Here is a 13,200-nt window from a genome sequence, read left to right as displayed (position 1 = left end):
GCCTACACGTAAAAAAGCCCAGCCCTATCGTTGTTAGGGCTAGGCTTGCTGATTACGGATGAAGCATCAGAATTTCCCGAACCTCTTGCTCGGTGAGCGCCGAAAGCCTCTGCTGACCCGGCAGGGCGATTTCTTCAATCAAATGTTTCTTGCGCTGCTGGAGCTCGTACATTTTCTCCTCCACCGTTCCTTGAGCAACGAGCCGGATGACCTGAACTACGTTCTTCTGGCCGATCCGGTGCGCCCGGCCCGCCGCTTGCTCCTCCACGGCGGGATTCCACCACAGATCATAGAGAATTACGGTGTCTGCGCCCGTCAGGTTGAGGCCGGTGCCTCCCGCCTTAAGCGAGATGAGGAACAGATCGCCTTCCCCTTCATTAAACCTGCGGCATAGCTCGACGCGCTCCGCGGATGGTGTGTGGCCGTCCAGGTAGAAATGGCGTATATCGCGATAGCCCAGCTCCCGTCCGATCAGGCCCAGCATTTCGGTGAATTGAGAGAAGACGAGGGCCCGCCTGCCGGCGCTGCGACAGTCGTCGATGAGCTCGAGCAGCTGCTCGAATTTGGCTGAGCTTCCTTTGTAGTCCTGCACGAAAAGAGCGGGATGGCAGCAGAGCTGGCGAAGCCGGGTTAGACCGGCAAGTATTCGGATCCGGCTCTTTTCATCGAAGCCTTGGGTGCTAAGATGCTTCAAGGTTTCCTCCTGCAGCCGCGACAGATAAGCGGCGTACAGCTTCTTCTGCTCGGGCAGCAGCTCCGACGCCTGCAGCGTCTCGATTTTGTCCGGAAGCTCCTTCAGCACGTCGGACTTTAGCCTGCGCAGCAGGAACGGACGGATTCTTCTTGCCACCGATTCCCTCGAGAGCTCCTGAAACTGTTTCAGCGGCGGCAGCAGCTCAGGGAAAACCCCGTTGTAGATGGACCAAAGCTCCTCCAGCCGGTTTTCGACCGGAGTTCCCGTCAGAGCGAAGCGGTGGCGGGCGGTGATCTCCCTTACAGCCTGGGCGGTTTGGGTGGTGTAGTTTTTGAATGCTTGTGCTTCATCCAAGATCAAGGTGTGAAACGTCTGTTCGGCGTACCAAGCCAAGTCCCTGCGCAGCAGGGGATAGGAGGTGATAAGGACGTCCGTCTCCAAGGAATCGCGGAAAAGAGCGCTGCGTTCCTGCTTGCTGCCGTCCGCTACGACGGCTTTCAGCTGCGGGGCGAATTTGCGGATCTCGCTGAGCCAGTTGTACATAAGGGAGGCGGGGCAAACCACAAGGGCGGGCTGACCCTGCTCCCGCATCTCGCTTTGCACGGAAACCAGGAATGCAATGCTCTGCAGCGTCTTCCCAAGCCCCATATCATCGGCAAGGATGCCGCCGAACCGGTAGCGGGCAAGTGTCTTCATCCATTGAAACCCGTACGCTTGATAATCCCTCAGCACCGGAGCGAGCTTATCCGGAAGAGGAAACTCCAAGTGATCGGGGTTGCGCATATGCTCCAGCATCCGGCGAAGCGACTTCCCCAGGCGGAGGGCGCCGCTGCGGTCGTCGCGCTCCGTGAGGCGCAGCCCGTAGAAGGCGGGAACCCTGATTCCCGCTGCCGTGAGATCTCCTCGTCCAAGTCCCAGCTCTTGGAACGTCCGAAGCACCTCCTGAAAGGCATCTCCTTCCAAGGGCAGCAGTGAGCCGTCGGGCAGTCGGTGATAGCGCCGCTTTTCTTGGAGCGAGAACAGCACCTTCCGAATTTCGGATTCAGGAATGCCGGCCAGCTCGAATTGAAATTCCAGCCAATCGGTCCGTACATCGACCTCCGCCTTTAAGGTCGGGGTGATCGGGCCGCTATGGATCCGAAGCTTGACCGCCGTTGTTGCAAGCACCTGAGCGTATTTCTCCAGCATGGGGACAATCCGGTAGAGGAAGTCGTATTCCGACTCCTCTTCTTCCATGAAGTAGCCCGCTTCGGTTTTCGTGAAATTCCCGAGCTCCATCAGCTCTAGAATCCGCTGCTCCTTCTCTCCGTCGCGCATCAAAATGCGCCCTCCGTCCCGGATGCCGCCGGTCGGCTCGAGCGGATTGATAATGATGTCTCCATACTGAAATTCAAGCGCAGCCAGCAGACGCTCCCGCATCCGGTCAAGGTACAGCCTGGCCTTCAGCGGCGTGCGTACGATCCGCTCGGACACGGATTCCTCGATCCGCACGCTGCCGAGCCTCATTAGCCCGGGAACCACCTTCTCCATAAAGGGCTCGGCCTGCTCCGCGGCGATGAGAACCCGGCTGCGTCGGGCGCCTGCCAGCATGCGCTTCAGCTCGGCAACCCGGCGGCATTCCTCCTCCGGCAGCTTCATGAGTCCCCCGCCCGAAAGCACCAGCCTGTACTCCTCGAGCACAACAAGCCGCTCCAGTCCGGTCACCTCCAGCTGATAGGCCTCAGCTTGTCCTTGGACTTCCGTGAAGCGGAATTCCAGCGGCAGATTCTCTTCAAGCCAGCGGATGCCTTCGTAAGCTTCTCCGTCCTGTTCTATCTTCAAAGAGGGGGCGGCCTCCAGGCAGGGGCAGATCGTTTCCCACGCGTAAGGAGGAATCTCGACTGCGGACGGCTTCTGCGTACCGGCTTTCGTTTCCCTCTCCTGCGGTTTGCGGTAGAGCCCCTCATTGCGAACAATCTCGATGAGCTGGCGCAAGACCGCATCGTGCCCCGGCAAGAAGCTGTGAAGTCCGGGATCATATTCGAAGCCGCGGCTAACCGGAAAAGGCGTGCCCCGGCCGACGGCTTCTAGAAATTCTCTAATTCGCTGTACCGGGTACAGCCGTTTGAGACCTGCTTTCATCTCGATCCCGAGCAAAGCTTTTCCGTCTCCGTAGATAACAGGCTTGCAGATGAATTCCACCTGAAGCACCGCCCGGGTATCGAACAGCGGTCGCGCTCCGCTGGAGCGCCGCGGCTTGTGGGCGAACAGATCCAGCATACCTGCCGCCAACAGACGTTCCGCTTCCGAGCTTCGGATAGGGTCCGGGGGCGGGGCGTCAAGCAAATTCCAGAGCACCGCGGCTATGTGGGCGCAATACTTGTCATCCGGATGATACGCCGGGCAGGAGCACTCCGCGTACGCCTCGCCTTCACGGTCGAGATCTAAGGCGACCAGATACAATTCCCGCGAACCGGCTACCTCCGCTTCTTGAATCCAAGGCTCGGAATCGCAGGGCAGCAGGCTCACCTGGCCCTCACGGTAGAGCGCCTCCCCCTCTTCATAAGCAAAACGGCCGCAAAGCAGCTTGATTTTTTCAGTCGTAAGTGGAAAGCTCATGTTTCGGTTCCTTTCCGTAAGCAGCTCCGTCTTTTCGAATAACTCTATGATAACAGATCGGGGCGAAAAGGAGTATAACTGACACTATTTCAATTACAGTTAGAATGTGTTACGATACAAAAGTTAGTACATTACGAACTGATAGCAAGTCGCATCGTATTTTAGACGAATGTGATCCATACTACAAACAGTTATTACAGTGACAGAAAAAGGGATGGTGCCATATGACCGATCGTGAGCCACAAGCATTGAATTACTCCGATATTAAGCTGTCCGTGCTGGATTTAGCGCCTATTCCGCAAGGTACTACGGCAGCGGATACTTTCCGCCATTCGCTGGATTTGGCACAGCATGCCGAGCAGTGGGGCTACCACCGCTATTGGCTGGCCGAGCATCACAGTATGCCGGGCATCGCCAGCTCGGCTACGTCTTTGGTGATAGGGTATATTGCAGGCGGTACGAAATCAATCCGTGTCGGCTCGGGCGGAATCATGCTGCCGAATCATGCGCCGTTAATGATCGCGGAGCAGTTCGGAACGCTGGAATCGATGTATCCGGGACGCATCGATCTTGGCCTTGGCCGGGCACCGGGCTCGGACTTCCCGGCTACGAAGGCGCTTCGCCGAGGCTTAACCTCCGGCGGGGACGACTTCCCCGAGCTGCTCCGGGAGCTGCGGGCTTATTTTGACCCAGGCGCGATCGACGATCGTCCTACGGGAGTACGAGCGATCCCCGGCGAAGGGTTGAACCTGCCGATCTGGCTGCTGGGCTCCAGCGGCTTCAGTGCGAAGCTGGCGGGCGAGCTGGGGCTACCGTTCGCTTTTGCGAGCCATTTTGCTCCCGATTATTTGCTGCCTGCTTTGGAATTGTACCGCAGCACGTTCCGCCCGTCCGAGGTGCTGGAGAAGCCTTACGTTATGGTAGGCATGAACATCATCGCGGCGGAAACGGACGAGGAAGCCAGAAGATTGGCAACTTCCCACGAGCAAGCATTCTTGAAAATCATCCGCGGCCAAACGGGGATGCTGCAGCCTCCCGTCGACGACATGGAGCCGCTCTGGAACGAGAGGGAGAAGGCGATCATTCGCAAGCAGCTCAGCTATTCCATTGCCGGCAGCAAAGCGACGGTCCGGGACAGGCTGCCTGCCTTTATCAAGGAGACGGGGGCCGACGAGCTGATCGTGACCGCTCAGGTATATGACCATCAGGCTCGGCTGCGATCGTATGAGCTGTTGAGCGAGGCATTCGCGGAGCTCCGGGGGTAGGCTCGGAAGCGGGACCGTATTGCAATTTTCCTAGAGCCATCGGAGGAAATTTGTGGTAAACTAACCCTAACGCTGTTTAGGGGAGTCGTGAGGTTGTGTTTCAGGAGTCGAAGCCGAAGCTCTTTATCGGATCAGCCAGAGAATCGAAAAAATATGCCGCAGCCATCCATCGGGAGCTTCGGCGCTGCGCCGAAGTAACTCCTTGGTATGCGGGGGTATTCGGCCCGAACCGGTCCACCATGGAGGATTTGGAGGAGCAGCTGGATCAAAGTGACTTCGGCGTATTCGTCTTTTCTCCGGATGATGTGGTCACAATGAGAGGCAAGCGGATGCTCGTTCCGAGGGACAACACCGTTTTTGAGATGGGACTTTTCTGGGGGAAGCTTAGAAGAGAGAGGGTCTTCTTCATCGTTCCCGAGGCCTCGGGCGCAAGCTTCGAAGGGAAGGAATTGACGGAATTTCATATCCCTTCCGATCTGCACGGGCTGACCCTGCTGACATACGAGGTGCGACCGGAACAATATGATGCTGCTGTAAGCATAGCGTGCGATACCATCAGCGAGAAGATCGAGAGCCTGCGGTGTTATCAGCATCCGCAGCAGGCTTCGATGATGCATTTCCTGATTGATTTTACCAAGGAGATGCTCCGGGAGCCCGAGAGGAAGTACGAATTTCTGGCGGATGCCATCCGGATTGCTTACGATACGTCGAAGACGGGACATAAGGTAACCGGTGCAGCCATCTGGAAGGTGGATGGGGCTGACGGTCTCAGGCAGGTTGGCGGCAATATCGGACGCAACAAGTTTTACCCCTTTACCGTCAACGACGGGAAGCAGGAGGGGGAGCCGCGGGTACTCGTGGTGGATGCTTATTTAACGAGCACGCAGCAGGTCGTCCTGTATAAAAAGCATGTTGCCAACGTATATTTACTATGTTATCCTGTGGGTGAAGAGCTAGTCATTACGATCCATTTGTCCGGCAGGCATGCTACGGCTGCAGAGCTCGGGAAGCTGATGGATAGCAACGAAGGTTTGCTCAGCACAATTCATTATCTGTTTGGAGGCGAATCCACATGAACAGGAAGGGAACTGGAATTGGCATACATGGTTTTGGTAAGCTGATTGTTCAAGGCGCAGCCAGAATCGGTGAGGAATCGGTGCTTGAGAATGATAAGGTGATCGCTCCTTCGTTAGAAGGCGGAGATCAGGAATACACCGTCGTATTGAAGCGGAAGGCCCAGTATCGTAAGCCGGCTTTCGCATAGTTTATATATAGGTAAAAGGAGCCGCGGACATTTCGTCTGCGGTTTTTTTGTCGTTATTGTAAAAAAGGGGGGCTTGCGATCGACCCTGATTCTCAAATTTGCGATTAGTGGGGGGCTGGGGCTGTTTTTTCGCGCTCAAGGGCGAGATTAATCGCAAATGTGCGATTTGATGAGCCTTGAGGGGCCAGATGGCCATAGCAGTGGCAAATGTGCGATTACTGGGGGGCAGGGGCTGGTTTTCCACGCTCAAGGGCTTGGTTAATCGCAAATGTGCGATTACATGAGCCTTGAGGGGCCAGATTGGCGATAGCAGTGGCAAATATGCGATTAGAGGTGAGCGGGGTCTGGTATTCCGCGATCAGGGACTTGATTAATCGCAAATGTGCGATTAGAGGTGAGCGAGGGCTGGTTTTCCGCGCTCAAGGGCTTGATTAATCGCAAATGTGCGATTGCATGAGCTTTGAGGGGCCAGATTCGCGGGCGCAATGGCAAATGTGCGATTACTGGGGAGCGAGGACTTCGCTTCATGGTACCTACGCTAGCGGGTAAGCGGAACGCTTGCTACGATGGACTTTTACCGTTTCGGGTCGCTGCTCATACAGAACGCTTTTCCAGCAAGTTCCGGACACACCTCTATAAATTTTACAAATATTCTGACAATTGTTTACGTAAGCTTAACATTCAGCTGTTACACTAAAATCAGATACAGAATATGGGAGGCGATAACAATGGTATGGTTCTTCTGGGGAATGGTTGGGTACATCGTCCTGTCTGCCGTCATCACTTCGCTGTCCGCTCCGGCTTCTCGCAAAAAACGCAGACGCAGCAGCTCCAGCGACAGTTATGTTTCTTCAGGGGATACGAGTGGCTGGAGCTCCGGCAGCTGCGATACAGGCTCGGCCGGCAGCGACAGCAGCTGCGGAGGAGGCGGGGACGGCGGCGGGGGTGGCGGAGATTAAGGCTGCAATTGTAAAAAAGACCGTTCCACCGGCTTGGGAAAAGCAAAAGCCGATGGAACGGTCTTTTTTCGCTGTCCGGTTATCTGCTCCTTGCTTGCAGAACGCTAATCCTACGCAGCTGCCGGAGTGTGAGCGGACGGGTATATTGGCTCCCCCGGCCATTGACTCGCTTGACTTGGCCTACCCCGCCCGGACGGGCAACCCGCATGCGAAACGCCTGCATGAACCATTCAACGGGGTAAGCGATGGAGGTGCGGCCATCCGAGGTCCCGGCAAAGTTAATGGCGGCTGCATAGTTGTCACTCCTCCGGAGCCATACCGAGCCGGAGTCTCCCGGTTGAGATACGGGATTGTTTCCGCGAATCACCGTGACATTGTCGAACTGGACTGTGCCAAGGCCTCCGAAATCGCCGTAGTCGACACGCACATCGGTGTTGACGGACTCCACCCATCCGTTAACGTAACCCGAGGTGCGCCCGACCTTCTTCAGGCGTTCTCCGATGCGGTAGGCCGTTACGTGTCCGGGAACGATGCCGACCCTCGCATACTGCGGGGTGAGAAGACTGCTTCGCAGTGGTACGGATATCGCTCCGTCAATCAGATTCCCGCTGCGGCGAAGCTGGACGAACCGGTCCAGTCTGCCGATGCGGTCGCGGCTGGAGGGCGAGTCAGCGCCGCCGGGCTGGTACGTGGCGGTGTACCCGGTGCTGTTATTCAGATTCAGCACATGATTGTTGCTCAGCGCGTAGAGACGGCTCGACCCGACGCGCCTGACGATGAGCCCGGCGGTGCCGGAGCCGCTCGAGGTGCCGATGCTGTAGCCGGCCCTGACTGGCCGGATGCGGCGCGTGTATTGTGCAGCTGAGGCGGATGCGCGCAAACGAAACTTGGGCGTACGGACGAAACGCATCGGAATCTCTTTACCTCCCCCTGCCTGAGTGCTCCGAGGCTGCTTCCCCAGCCTAGCGGCGGCACGGCCGGAGGAATAAACGACAAGACAGGCGCCCTCCTTCGGCTTGTTCGGATTTTTATAGCCTACCCCTACACCATACACCCCGGATTGCTTCAACAGCTGCTTTGCCATACGCTTCTTTAAGCGTAACACCTCAGCAAACGTGGCCATGTTCCTATCCCCTTTTTTCATTCGGATAGAACAGTATATTACTTGTGATGAATTATTCCAGTGCATTTCCCCAGAAAAAAGGAAAAACCCCTCTCCGAAGGGAAGAGGGGCATTGGCCAAATTAGCCGATAATGGCGAAGGCGGCATTGCCGGCAGGGATCGTTCTGCGGCGAAAGAAGACACCGTTAGCATCATAGGTCCGGATGACAAGTGTGCGATTAGTCGGAGTAACGATCCGGGAGAAGACTACAACGCCGAAAGAATCAAAACGAGCGGTTTGCAGAATACGGCCGCCCACGGTACTGATGGTTGCGAAAAACCCTCTGGTATTAAACGGATTGCCTGAAGGGTCCACCCACACGACAGTGAGCCGGCGCAGCCGTTGTGTCGGCATGGCAAGACTGCGATGCTTGGACACGTTCAGCCTGGAGACAGCACCGGACGTGCTTCTTTTGGGAGGGCGCATAGCTTATCACTCCTTCGGTATATATAAATGAAGACTAGGACAGGCTGTGCAGCCTTCACTAGACTTGCTATAGTAAATGCATGCGGAGTAAGGAAGGAACGGGCGGATACAGCGGTTCAATCATCCAAATTTGCTGCGAACACGTGGGCAGGGGAAATGCGACAAGTTTATGAACAACTCTGCCGGAGCTTGGGGAAGCGATGCGTTCTACGTATAATGGAGGAAGAAACAGGCATTTTTTCAAAAGGGGGAGGTGACATCATGTGGAAAACGGCGATAGGCCGGCTGCGGTGGATCGGCAATGTCGAGGGAATCTCTTATTTATTGCTCTTATTTATAGCGATGCCTCTTAAGTATTGGGCGGACTTCCCTCAAGCGGTCAGCGTGGTCGGTGCGCTGCATGGATTGCTGTTTACGCTGTTTCTGGCGGCTTTGCTGCATGCGGCTATTGTGAAGCGGTTCTCGCTTTTGCTCGTGCTCGGAGCCTTCATCTCGGCATTTATTCCCTTCGGCACCTTTATACTGGATAAAAAGCTGCAGGCCCGTTAATAACGCATCAATCCCTTCTTCGCAGGCTGCCCCGCACAGAAGGGATTGATGACGTTCATCCGTAAAGCTAGTGATGCTTCTTCCACCAATCCCAGAACTTCCTCCACCAATCCTCCAGATCCTCATAAGGAATTTGGGGAAGCGGATGCTGGTGCCAACCGCCGCTAATCGTCGTTTCGAACTGAAGCGGTTCATGACGGAGCACCTTAGGAGAGTCATAGAGCTTTCGTTGGTACATAAAGAGCACCTCCTTAGTAGATACATTATGTATCAAAATCATTGTAAAGCATCCGTCAGACAATGGGTGTCGAATAAACGACGGCTTCCGAAAATCGTACGACAGACCTACTTGAAAGGATGGGCTTGCATCTGAGGAAGCTTTTGCATATAATACTTGATAAATTCGAATAACAGCAAAATGCAACGACGGAGAAAAGTACGCAGTGCTTCTACACAGGGAGGAATCGCCGGAGATTGAGAGCGAATCCGTAGAATACAGGCTGCCGAAGTTCGCTCCTGAGCAGTCCTTTGAAACCGGGCCCGATGAAGGCTCTGGCAAGTAGGGGGAACCGGCCGCGCCGCAAGCAAGCGTCACGGACCGTTACAGCAATGAGTGAGAAGATGCAAGCAGCATATTTGACTGCACAAGCGCTTCTAACAAGGGTGGTACCACGGCTTTTTCGTCCCTTATCCGGGATGGAAGGGCCTTTTTTGCGTTCGTATAATCGTAAACCAAAGGAGCAGAGGAGCCATGAAAGAGAAGCTGTTAGCACTTCAGGAAACGGCGCTGCAGGAGCTTTCGCAGGTAGAAAACCAGCAGCAGCTGAACGATCTCAGAGTTAAGTACTTGGGTAAAAAGGGGCCGCTCACCGAGATTCTGCGGGGCATGGGCGCGCTCAGCGCGGAGGAGCGTCCGGTCATCGGTCAAGTAGCGAACGATGTGCGCGGAGCGATTGAGGAAGTGATCGAAGCGAAGCAGGCCGCGTTCAGCGAAGCGGAAACGCAAGGGCGTTTGCAGGCGGAGACGATTGATGTGACGCTGCCGGGCCGTCCTGCGGCGCAAGGCGCAGTACACCCGCTCAGCAAGATCATTCAGGAGATCGAGGACATTTTCGTCGGCATGGGATATACGGTGGCGGAAGGACCCGAGGTAGAGCAGGATTACTATAACTTTGAAGCGTTGAACCTGCCGAAGAACCATCCGGCGCGCGATATGCAGGATTCCTTCTATATTACGGAGGAAATTCTGATGCGCACGCACACCTCGCCGGTGCAGGTACGCACGATGGAGAATATGAAGGGGCACGCTCCGGTCAAAATCATCTGCCCTGGCCGCGTATATCGCCGGGATGATGACGATGCGACGCATTCTCACGTGTTTACGCAAATCGAAGGGCTTGTGATCGACCGCGGCATCCGTATGAGCGACCTGAAGGGAACCCTGCTGCAGTTCATGCAGGAGCTGTTCGGTCCGAACACGCAAATCCGCATGCGTCCGAGCTTCTTCCCGTTCACGGAGCCGAGTGCCGAGGTGGATGTTACCTGCGCGATGTGCGGCGGATCCGGCTGCCGGGTATGCAAGCATTCCGGATGGCTTGAGATTCTGGGCTCCGGTATGGTGCACCCGCGGGTGCTGGAGATGGCCGGCTACGATCCGGAGGAATACAGCGGCTTCGCGTTCGGTCTTGGCGTTGAGCGCATTGCGATGCTGAAGTACGATATCGAAGACATTCGACATTTCTATACGAACGATCTGCGCTTCTTGAAGCAGTTCGTGCATTTGTGAGAAGAGGGAGCGTGAGCAAAGCATGAAGGTATCATACCAATGGTTGTCTCAATATGTGGACGTTAACGGATATACGGCAAGTGAGCTGGCGGAGAAGCTGACACGCAGCGGGATTGAGGTTGACGGCGTCGAAAACCGGAATAAAGGGGTTACGGGCGTCGTAGTGGGCTATGTGAAATCCAAGGAGAAGCACCCGGATGCCGACAAGCTGAACGTATGTATTGTCGATGCGGGAACAGGGGAAGATCTCCAAATCGTATGCGGTGCGAAAAATGTGGCCGCAGGCCAAAAGGTGCCGGTAGCTTTGGTCGGAGCGAAGCTGCCTGACGGGCTTGTCATCAAACGGGCGAAGCTGCGCGGCGTTGAATCGATGGGCATGATCTGCTCGGCGAAGGAGCTGGGTCTTAATGACAAGCTGCTGCCGAAGGAGATTCAAGAGGGCATCCTGGTGCTGCCGGAGGGTACGGAGATCGGGCTCAGCATTCTCGACGTGCTGGCGATTAGCGATGAAGTGCTGGATCTGGATCTGACGCCGAACCGTTCGGACGCGCTCAGCATGCTGGGCGCTGCCTACGAGATCGGAGCGATCATCGGGCGCGGAGTGAAGCTGCCGGAGCCGAGCCTTGGCGGAACGGACGGCGCGGGCCGTGCGGCGGATAAAATTTCGGTAGAAATTACGGCAAAGGACTTGTGCTCGCATTATGCTGCCCGACTCATTGAAGGCGTAAAGGTAGGCGTGTCTCCTCTCTGGCTGCAAAACCGTTTGATGGCTGCCGGCATTCGTCCTATTAACAATATCGTAGACATTACGAACTACGTCATGCTCGAGTATGGTCAGCCGCTCCATGCCTTCGACGCCGATCAGCTGGCGAACGGACATATCGACGTGCGCTCGGCCCGGGAAGGAGAAAAGCTGGTCACGCTCGATAATGTAGAACGCGCTTTGGACCCTTCGATGCTGCTCATTACAGACGGCGAGAAGCCGGTAGCGATCGCAGGCGTTATGGGCGGCTTGAATTCGGAGGTAACGGACGGCACGACCCGTATCCTGCTGGAATCGGCGAAATTCGACGGCGGCTCCGTTCGCAAAACATCGCGTCAGCTGGGCTTGCGCTCAGAAGCTTCTCTGCGCTTCGAGAAGGAAGTGAATCCCGAGGCGGTCATTCCTGCCTTGAACCGTGCGGCTGCTTTGATCGCTGAATTGGGCGGAGGCGTTGTCGCTGACGGAATCGTCGAAGCGGTAACGAAGGAGCATAAGCCGGTTCAGCTCGAGATCACGGCCGGCCGGATTAACGGATATTTGGGTACTTCGCTTTCGGTAGAGGAGATCAAAGGAATTTTCGACCGATTGGCCTTTGTTGTCGAGCCATTGGAAGGGGACGGCTTGCTGGTGCACGTGCCGAGCCGTCGGGGAGATATTACCCGGACCGTCGATCTGATTGAGGAAGTGGCTCGCCTGCACGGGTATGACAATATTCCGACGACGTTGATGAACGTAGTTACGACGCCGGGCTCCTTGACGAAGCAGCAACGCATCCGCCGTATCGTACGGACGCTAATGACCGGAAGCGGATTGCACGAAGCCATTACGTATTCTTTCACCCATCCGGATCAAATTGCAGAATATTCCGGCCTTTACCGCGAGGTCGAACCGGTATCGCTGTCCATGCCGATGAGCGAGGAGCGCAGCACCCTTCGTACCAGCTTGGTTCCTCACCTGCTCGATGCGGCGCTGTACAACCGGAACCGGAACCAGAACGATGTCGCATTGTTCGAAATTGGCAGGGTGTTTGTTACTCAGGAGAAGCAGCTTACCAAGCAGCCGGAGGAAAGATTGCTTTTGTCTGCCCTGTTGACGGGCAAACGGAGCGAGCTTCACTGGACGGGCAAGCCGGGTGATGTGGACTTCTACGATCTCAAGGGTGTACTGGAGAACGTGCTGGCTTACCTCGGCGTGAAGGGTGTCAGCTTCACCGCAGCTCAGCCGGAGGGCTTCCATCCGGGCCGTACGGCCCATATTGTTGCAGACGGCAAGGTGATCGGTGTCATCGGACAGCTGCACCCGGCCCTGCAGCAAAAGAAGGATCTTGCCGATACGTACGTATTCGAGCTGGAGCTGGATGTGCTCGCCGAGCTGGCCGACGAGAAGCTTACGTATACTCCGCTGCCACGTTATCCGGCCATCGGCCGCGATATGGCTGTGGTTGTAGACAAGAGCGTTGCGGTGGGCGAGCTGATCGGCAAAGCGCGCGAGGTGGCAGGCAGTCTGCTCGAATCCATTCAAGTGTTTGATATTTACACAGGCGAGCGTCTCGGCGCTGACAAGAAAAGCGTAGCGATCTCCTTCGTATACCGGACCTTGGAGCGTACGCTGACGGATGAAGAAGTCAGCGAGCTGCATGCGAAAGTGGTAGCGGCACTTGAGGACGGCTTCGGGGCCGAGCTTCGGAAATAAAGTCGGCATGGGCACGTCCTGCAAATTGACAGAAGTCTACA

General features: G+C 56.0%; 11 protein-coding genes. 7 read left to right on the top strand and 4 right to left on the bottom strand.

Annotation, left to right across the window (positions count from 1 at the left end; all coding sequences use genetic code 11):
* Positions 1-52 precede the first annotated feature (52 nt).
* Positions 53-3,292, bottom strand: coding sequence for a DEAD/DEAH box helicase (locus RAC89_RS06990; RefSeq protein ID WP_306612653.1), 3,240 nt, complete (start codon positions 3,290-3,292; stop codon positions 53-55).
* A 224-nt stretch (positions 3,293-3,516) separates the two neighbouring features.
* On the opposite strand from RAC89_RS06990, the gene RAC89_RS06985 reads away from it, so the two are divergent.
* The 4 genes from RAC89_RS06985 to RAC89_RS06970 all read left to right on the top strand — a co-directional run bounded on the left by RAC89_RS06985 (position 3,517) and on the right by RAC89_RS06970 (position 6,780).
* Positions 3,517-4,557 (top strand): LLM class flavin-dependent oxidoreductase, encoded by a 1,041-nt coding sequence (locus RAC89_RS06985; RefSeq protein ID WP_306612650.1) that lies wholly within the window; start codon positions 3,517-3,519, stop codon positions 4,555-4,557.
* A gap of 95 nt (positions 4,558-4,652) precedes the next feature.
* A complete protein-coding gene (locus RAC89_RS06980; RefSeq protein ID WP_306612648.1) occupies positions 4,653-5,633 on the top strand; it encodes a TIR domain-containing protein in 981 nt (326 codons plus the stop codon).
* Entirely contained in the window at positions 5,630-5,821 is a 192-nt protein-coding gene (locus tag RAC89_RS06975) for a hypothetical protein (RefSeq protein ID WP_284641450.1), read from the top strand. Before RAC89_RS06980 ends, RAC89_RS06975 begins: the two co-directional genes overlap by 4 nt.
* A 728-nt stretch (positions 5,822-6,549) precedes the next feature.
* The gene (locus RAC89_RS06970) at positions 6,550-6,780 is read left to right on the top strand and encodes a hypothetical protein (RefSeq protein ID WP_306612646.1); all 231 of its coding nucleotides are present in this window, start codon (positions 6,550-6,552) and stop codon (positions 6,778-6,780) included.
* Positions 6,781-6,859: 79 nt separating this feature from the next.
* Here the strand turns inward: RAC89_RS06970 and RAC89_RS06965 are convergent, their stop codons facing one another.
* Complete coding sequence (locus RAC89_RS06965) at positions 6,860-7,903, bottom strand: chymotrypsin family serine protease (protein WP_306612644.1); 1,044 nt, start codon at positions 7,901-7,903, stop codon at positions 6,860-6,862.
* Between the two features lie 121 nt (positions 7,904-8,024).
* Positions 8,025-8,369, bottom strand: a complete 345-nt coding sequence (locus tag RAC89_RS06960) for a hypothetical protein (RefSeq protein ID WP_306612642.1) — start codon at positions 8,367-8,369, stop codon at positions 8,025-8,027.
* Between the two features lie 261 nt (positions 8,370-8,630).
* Between RAC89_RS06960 and RAC89_RS06955 the strand changes: the two genes are divergently transcribed.
* Positions 8,631-8,918, top strand: a complete 288-nt coding sequence (locus RAC89_RS06955; RefSeq protein WP_306612640.1) for a DUF3817 domain-containing protein — start codon at positions 8,631-8,633, stop codon at positions 8,916-8,918.
* Between the two features lie 67 nt (positions 8,919-8,985).
* Here the strand turns inward: RAC89_RS06955 and RAC89_RS06950 are convergent, their stop codons facing one another.
* Entirely contained in the window at positions 8,986-9,156 is a 171-nt protein-coding gene (locus tag RAC89_RS06950; protein WP_306612638.1) for a hypothetical protein, read from the bottom strand.
* A gap of 513 nt (positions 9,157-9,669) precedes the next feature.
* Here RAC89_RS06950 and pheS point away from each other — a divergent pair.
* Both pheS and pheT read left to right on the top strand, forming a co-directional pair.
* Complete coding sequence (gene pheS, locus RAC89_RS06945) at positions 9,670-10,704, top strand: phenylalanine--tRNA ligase subunit alpha (protein WP_306612637.1); 1,035 nt, start codon at positions 9,670-9,672, stop codon at positions 10,702-10,704.
* 22 nt (positions 10,705-10,726) lie between these two features.
* On the top strand, positions 10,727-13,159 hold the full coding sequence (pheT, locus tag RAC89_RS06940; protein WP_306612635.1) for a phenylalanine--tRNA ligase subunit beta: 2,433 nt from the start codon (positions 10,727-10,729) through the stop codon (positions 13,157-13,159).
* Positions 13,160-13,200: the final 41 nt, after the last annotated feature.

It is taken from the genome of Paenibacillus sp. GD4 (assembly GCF_030846225.1).
GTDB lineage: Bacteria > Bacillota > Bacilli > Paenibacillales > NBRC-103111 > Paenibacillus_G > Paenibacillus_G silviterrae.
The sequence above is the reverse complement of the archived record's forward strand: the minus strand, read 5'-3'. Positions and strand labels throughout refer to the sequence as shown.